We start from the raw sequence: 1,104 nt of genomic DNA, 5'->3' as shown, positions 1-1,104 counted from the left end.
AGGCGTTCTCATTCACCCACCGTATCAAGGTGTTTGCGGATGGCACGGTACGGAAGAACAGCGCGTGACCTCAGGAGAACTCGTCCGGTTCCCGGGTGGCACTGGGATAAGTGACCCTATAAGCGAGAGCGAAGTGGGAAACGAGGCCGGGCGAGTAGTCGGACAACCGAATAGTACCGAAAGCGTGGTGAAAGCCATGTGACCGCGCAAGCGGCAGCGGAGTGGGCTGGGGAAGGCGGTTGGCAGAGATGGTTGGAAACGGCAAGAACGTGAGATGAGTAAAGACGATGACGCGGACAAGTTCCTTAAGTGAAAGACCCAGAAGTCATGGTCCGAGGAGACTCGCGGACTGGTTGAATCCAACAGGAGAGAGGAAGGTTCACTCATTGGTGGACAAAGTCTACAAGCGCAAGAACTTGGAGATGGCCTGGCTGCGGGTGAAGCGCAATGCTGGGGCGGGGGGAGTTGACGAGCAAAGTGTGGAGGACTTCGAGTCGCGTCTGGAAGAGCAACTTGATCGCCTGCACGCGGAGCTCAGAGACGGGAAGTACGAGCCGCTCCCAGTATTGCAACAATTGATCCCGAAGTCCGGGCAGCCGGGAAAGTTTCGCCCGTTGGGTATACCGACTATTTACGATCGAGTATGCCAGCAGGCGCTGCTTAACCGGCTGGAACCGATCTTCGAGTCGGTGTTCGATGCAGCCAGCTTCGGATATCGGCGAGGAAGATCGACGAAGGATGCCCTGCGCAAGATCTGGAAGGAATTGGCCGAGGGGTATGAGTGGATCGTTGACGCGGATCTGAAGAACTTCTTTGGGACCGTGGAGCACGAGAAGCTCCTTACCTTGGTAGGCCAACGTGTTTCGGACAGTCGCGTGCTGCGCTTGATTGAGCAGATGCTCAAGGCGGGCTGTATTGCCGAGGGTAAGCGGCTGGCAACTGAGCAGGGAACGCCTCAAGGCGGGGTGGTTTCACCGATCTTGAGCAACATTCTTCTCACTCCGTTTGACGGGGAGATGCGAAGGCGTGGCTATCGACTGACGCGGTACGCAGACGACTGGGTGGTGACATGTCGCACCCGGCCGGAAGCGCACCAAGCGTTAG

1 protein-coding gene is annotated in these 1,104 nt (G+C 57.5%); it reads left to right on the top strand.

All coding sequences use genetic code 11. The annotated features are described in order from the left end of the window. Positions 1-389 precede the first annotated feature (389 nt). Positions 390-1,104 (top strand): reverse transcriptase domain-containing protein (locus tag ACGLHR_RS51825; protein WP_400103914.1); only part of this gene is annotated, 715 nt, incomplete at its 3' end.

Origin of the sequence: Cupriavidus sp. CuC1 (assembly GCF_044627735.1) — a bacterium.
Taxonomy (GTDB): Bacteria; Pseudomonadota; Gammaproteobacteria; order Burkholderiales; family Burkholderiaceae; genus Cupriavidus; species Cupriavidus ulmosensis.
This window is presented reverse-complemented; position numbering and strand designations above follow the sequence as displayed.